The sequence below is a fragment of the Paenibacillus sp. 01T422 genome (assembly GCF_056398785.1).
The window spans coordinates 1-4,734 of sequence record NZ_JBFTQB010000496.1 but is presented as its reverse complement, the minus strand read 5'-3'; the positions used below and the strand labels follow the sequence as shown (position 1 = coordinate 4,734).

Below are 4,734 nucleotides of genomic sequence, written 5' to 3'. Positions count from 1 at the left end.
ACTAAGCACCTCGCCCATGACAACTACATAGGTATTATTCCGATCAAATAAACAAATGGAAACACAATTAACCAACTATCCATCCGATCCAGCACACCGCCATGACCGGGGAGCAATGTTCCCGTATCTTTGATTCCTTTAACACGTTTGTAAGCAGACTGAATCAAGTCGCCTACTTGTCCAACAACAGCAATGATAAAACCAAGCGCTAACGCTTTGCCAAACCCTAGTAACCCCGGGGCAAAACAAGCGAATATAATCGCCGCGATCATAGAGATGACTACGCCGCCAATTGCGCCTTCTATTGATTTCTTAGGGCTAATTTGCGGCCACAGAAGGTTCTTGCCCAGCTTGGAACCAACAAAATATGCGCCCGAATCCGAAGCCCAAATACAAACAAAAACAAGGATTGTCCAGAACAAGCCGTGCTCTGCTAAACGTGCCGCAATCATATAATAGAAGCCAAAAGCAATATAGACAACGCCTAATAAAATGACTGAAACCTGATCAATGGTGATTTTATTTTTCGAAGCTACAGTTATAAATAGAAGTAAGAACATAGCAAACCAAATGATCGCACTAGTGGAAATTGGAGATGTAACCCCAACGAACTCCCAAGGTATAGTAATGTACAAGAGTGCAACTAATCCAACAGCGCTTGTTAACTTAAACTTCGTGTAGCCATTCATCTGCAAATATTCCCGGTAGCCAAGAATCGAGAGCAATACGATTAATCCTGTATACCAGTAACCGCCTAAAACTAACAACGTAATAAAAACGAGCCCAGCAATAACACCTGTAACGATCCTTTGTTTCAAGTTGAATCCTCCTAGATGAACAACTTCAAATCCGGCAGCAATTCGTTAAACCGTCACCGTTTAGGAGAAATCGAAAGAATCACTTACAGTCCTCCGTATCTTCTCCCACGGCGTTGGTATTCAGCGATGGCCTGCAAAAATAAAGATTCTGTAAATTCCGGCCAATAAGCTTCAGTAAACCAAAGCTCTGAATACGCCAATTGCCATAACAGAAAATTGCTAAGTCTCAACTCACCGCTCGTGCGAATTAACAAATCGGGATCTGGTAGATCTGAAGTAAGCATATACGATGAAAAACGAGTTTCGTCCAGCTCTTCGGTCTGCAGCTTGCCGCTTTGAACATCACGAATCATATCCTGCACACCAGCAATCATTTCTTTACGTCCACCATAGTTTAAGGCAAAGTTCAAAATAAGTCCTGTATTATTTTTCGTCCGTTCGATAGCTCCCTCTATAGCGTTTAGCGTATAGTCAGGCAAGCCCTCTCTCCAACCCGTCATCCGGATACGGACATTATTTTCGATTAGCTCTTCAATTTCCAAAGGAAAAAACTCTTGTGGAAGCTTCATCAGAAACTCCACTTCTTCCTTGGGTCTCTTCCAATTTTCAGTTGAAAAAGCATACATCGTCAATACTTTAACACCGATCTCATTAGCTGCCATCGTAATTTTCTTTACATTCTTCATGCCGGAATGGTGCCCGGCTACACGTGGCAAACCTCTTTGTTTTGCCCAGCGGCCATTTCCGTCCATAATGATAGCGACATGCGCTGGCACTTTGTCCAATTCAATTTCTGGTCTAGCTGTAGATGCTTGCTGATCTTTCATTCCAAACCATTGCCTAAATCGCTTGAGCACTGTTGTTCCTCCCAACTAGGGAAAGATGAAAAACCCCCAGCGACTACCCGGGGGCATATCTATCTTATACTTCCATGATTTCTTTTTCTTTAGCAGCCAAAACTTTTTCAACTTCAGCTACGAATTTATCCGTAAACTTCTGGATATCTTCCTGATGCTTACGGGACTCATCTTCCGAGATCCCAGCTTTCTCAAGCTTTTTGATCTCATCATTCGCATCGCGGCGAATGTTACGAATAGCCACTTTGGCTTCTTCGCCGAATTTTTTCGTCATTTTAACAAGATCCGTACGACGCTCTTCCGTCATTGCCGGGATAACAATTCGAATTACGATACCATCATTGGATGGTGTTAAGCCCAAATCAGACTTCATGATTGCTTTCTCAATAGCTGACATGGAACTTTTGTCCCATGGTTGAATAAGCAAAGTGCGTGAATCAGGAGTAGTTAAATTCGCCAGTTGATTCACAGGTGTCATTGCTCCGTAATATTCCACTTGAATACGATCCATTAAAGAAGGCGTAGCACGACCAGCACGTAGCGAAGTTAAGTCTCTTTTAAGTGCGCCGATGGCTTTATCCATCCGGTCTTCTGCGTTCTTTTTCACTGCTTGTGGCATCGATTAGACACTCCCTTTAACTGTAGTCCCAATTTTCTCGCCAAGGACCACTCGTTTAATATTCCCTTTTTCTGTAATGTTGAACACCACCAACGGGATGTTGTTATCCATACATAGGGAAGATGCGGTTGAGTCCATGACACCTAAATTATTACTGATAACTTCCATATACGTCAACGTTTCGAATTTCTTGGCAGTTGGATCTTTGAATGGATCTGCGGAGTAAACGCCATCCACTTTATTTTTGGCCATGAGAATTACTTCTGCTTCAATTTCAGCTGCTCTTAAAGCTGCTGTCGTATCTGTAGAGAAGTAAGGATTCCCTGTACCCGCTGCGAAAATGACAACTCTCGACTTCTCCAAGTGACGAATTGCTTTTCTACGTATGTAGGGCTCAGCCACTTGCTGCATCGTAATGGAGGACTGAACTCTTGTAGGCACTTCAATATTTTCCAAAGCATCTTGTAGCGCCAAGGAATTCATAACGGTCGCAAGCATCCCCATATAGTCCGCTGTCGCACGGTCCATACCTTTTTCACTGCCTGCGATACCACGCCATATGTTACCGCCACCTACAACGATAGCGACTTCTACGTTTAATTCAACAACGTCTTTCACTTGCTGGGCGATGGRGGTAATGACTTCTGAATCAATGCCGTACCCTTGCTGTCCCGCCAGAGCTTCGCCGCTCAATTTGAGCACTATTCTTTTATAAAAAGGTTGACCCAACTTGTATAACCTCCGTTTCCATGCATGAACAAACTTATTGGCTAAAAAAGAAGGAACACCAAGTGTTCCATCTTTTTGAAATAGCTATTATAGTTTAACTTGTGACATAACTTCTTCTGCGAAGTTTTCTTGTTTTTTCTCAAGACCTTCACCAAGACCAAAACGTACGAAACGACGAATGGAGATGTTTTCGCCGATTGCAGCGATTTTCTCATTCAACAATTGGTCGATCGTTTTGTCTGGATCTTTAACGAATTGTTGCTCCATCAAGCAGAACTCTTCGTAGTATTTACCGATGCGTCCTTCAACCATTTTGTCAATGATTTTCTCTGGTTTGCCTTCGTTAAGAGCTTGGTTGCGAAGGATTTCTTTTTCTTTTTCCAAAGCTTCTGTTGGCACTTCTTCGCGACGAACATAAGATGGGTTAGCCGCTGCGATGTGCATAGCAATATCTCTACAGAAAGTTCTGAATTGTTCTGTTTTGCCTACGAAGTCAGTTTCACAGTTGATCTCAACAAGAACACCAACTTTACCTCCAGCGTGGATGTAAGATTCTACTGCGCCTTCAGTCGCGATACGACCTGCTTTGTTAGCTGCCGCAGAAAGACCTTTCTCGCGAAGCAATTCGCCAGCTTTTGTGATATCACCATTTGCTTCTTCAAGCGCTTTTTTGCAATCCAACATTCCTGCGCCTGTTTTTTCACGTAATTCTTTCACTTGTGCTGCTGTAACTGCCATTGAAAGAAACCTCCCGTTAGTGGTTTAATATGTAACGCCTTTGCTCTAAAAAAAGGGTGGTGACAGGCTGTTACACCTTCCAACCACCCTTTTCTCATTCCTATAAATTAAGCTGTTGTTTGTTCGCCTTGGTGTGCTTCGATAACTGCGTCAGCAATTTTCGCTGTAAGCAATTTAACTGCACGAATCGCATCATCGTTACCTGGGATCACGTAGTCGATCTCGTCCGGATCACAGTTCGTATCAACGATACCAACAATTGGGATACCCAATTTACGAGCTTCTGCAACAGCAATACGCTCTTTACGTGGATCGATAATGAATAGTGCGCTAGGCAGGGACTTCATATTTTTGATTCCGCCCAAGAATTTCTCAAGACGCTCTTTCTCTTTACGGAGAATGATAACTTCTTTCTTAGGTAGAACTTCGAATGTACCGTCCTCTTCCCATCTTTCAAGAGTTTTCAAACGGTCAATACGTTTTTGAATTGTTTGGAAGTTAGTAAGCGTACCACCCAACCAACGTTGGTTGATGAAGTACATTCCGCAACGTTCTGCTTCTTCAGCAACGGAATCTTGCGCTTGTTTTTTTGTTCCTACGAAAAGGATTGTACCATTATCTTCAGATACGGATTTAACAAAGTTGTAAGCTTCCTCAACTTTTTTAACCGTTTTTTGTAGATCGATAATGTAAATTCCGTTTCTTTCTGTGAAAATGTACTTGTCCATTTTCGGGTTCCAACGACGTGTTTGGTGACCGAAATGTACGCCAGCTTCTAAAAGCTGTTTCATGGAGATAACTGCCATCCCCAATCCCTCCTCTAAAATGGTTTATTTGGTATCCGCCGCCTGTCGCATCTTTGCATAAAACTTACCAATGTAAGCACCATTATGCAAATTGACTGGCGTGAGTTTTTAACACCGTGAATAAATATACCACAACTCAAATCCCTATGCAACCTTTTGTCGATAAC

At 42.6% G+C, this 4,734-nt stretch carries 6 protein-coding genes; all 6 read right to left on the bottom strand.

What is annotated here, in order from left to right:
* Positions 1–23: 23 nt before the first annotated feature.
* Positions 24–818: a phosphatidate cytidylyltransferase gene (locus tag AC1DUA_RS24160; RefSeq protein ID WP_477502187.1), complete on the bottom strand. Its 795-nt coding sequence runs from the start codon at positions 816–818 to the stop codon at positions 24–26.
* A gap of 83 nt (positions 819–901) precedes the next feature.
* Positions 902–1,645 carry an isoprenyl transferase gene (locus tag AC1DUA_RS24155; protein WP_477502188.1) on the bottom strand — a complete coding sequence of 248 codons (744 nt, stop codon included), beginning with the start codon at positions 1,643–1,645 and terminating at the stop codon, positions 902–904.
* A 94-nt stretch (positions 1,646–1,739) separates the two neighbouring features.
* On the bottom strand, positions 1,740–2,294 hold the full coding sequence (frr, locus tag AC1DUA_RS24150) for a ribosome recycling factor (RefSeq protein WP_145656414.1): 555 nt from the start codon (positions 2,292–2,294) through the stop codon (positions 1,740–1,742).
* 3 nt (positions 2,295–2,297) lie between these two features.
* Positions 2,298–3,023, bottom strand: coding sequence for a UMP kinase (gene pyrH, locus AC1DUA_RS24145; protein WP_477502186.1), 726 nt, complete (start codon positions 3,021–3,023; stop codon positions 2,298–2,300).
* An 87-nt stretch (positions 3,024–3,110) separates the two neighbouring features.
* The gene (tsf, locus tag AC1DUA_RS24140) at positions 3,111–3,761 is read right to left on the bottom strand and encodes a translation elongation factor Ts (RefSeq protein ID WP_477502185.1); all 651 of its coding nucleotides are present in this window, start codon (positions 3,759–3,761) and stop codon (positions 3,111–3,113) included.
* A 107-nt stretch (positions 3,762–3,868) separates the two neighbouring features.
* Positions 3,869–4,567, bottom strand: a complete 699-nt coding sequence (rpsB, locus tag AC1DUA_RS24135) for a 30S ribosomal protein S2 (protein ID WP_127451023.1) — start codon at positions 4,565–4,567, stop codon at positions 3,869–3,871.
* Between the last annotated feature and the right edge of the window lie 167 nt (positions 4,568–4,734).

Excerpts from the sequence above, each read along its gene's own strand:
- AC1DUA_RS24155 (WP_477502188.1), bottom strand. The coding sequence starts at position 1,645 with ATGAAAGATCAGCAAGCATCTACAGCTAGACCAGAAATTGAATTGGAC.
- tsf (WP_477502185.1), bottom strand. The coding sequence starts at position 3,761 with ATGGCAGTTACAGCAGCACAAGTGAAAGAATTACGTGAAAAAACAGGC.
- frr (WP_145656414.1), bottom strand. The coding sequence starts at position 2,294 with ATGCCACAAGCAGTGAAAAAGAACGCAGAAGACCGGATGGATAAAGCC.
- rpsB (WP_127451023.1), bottom strand. The coding sequence starts at position 4,567 with ATGGCAGTTATCTCCATGAAACAGCTTTTAGAAGCTGGCGTACATTTC.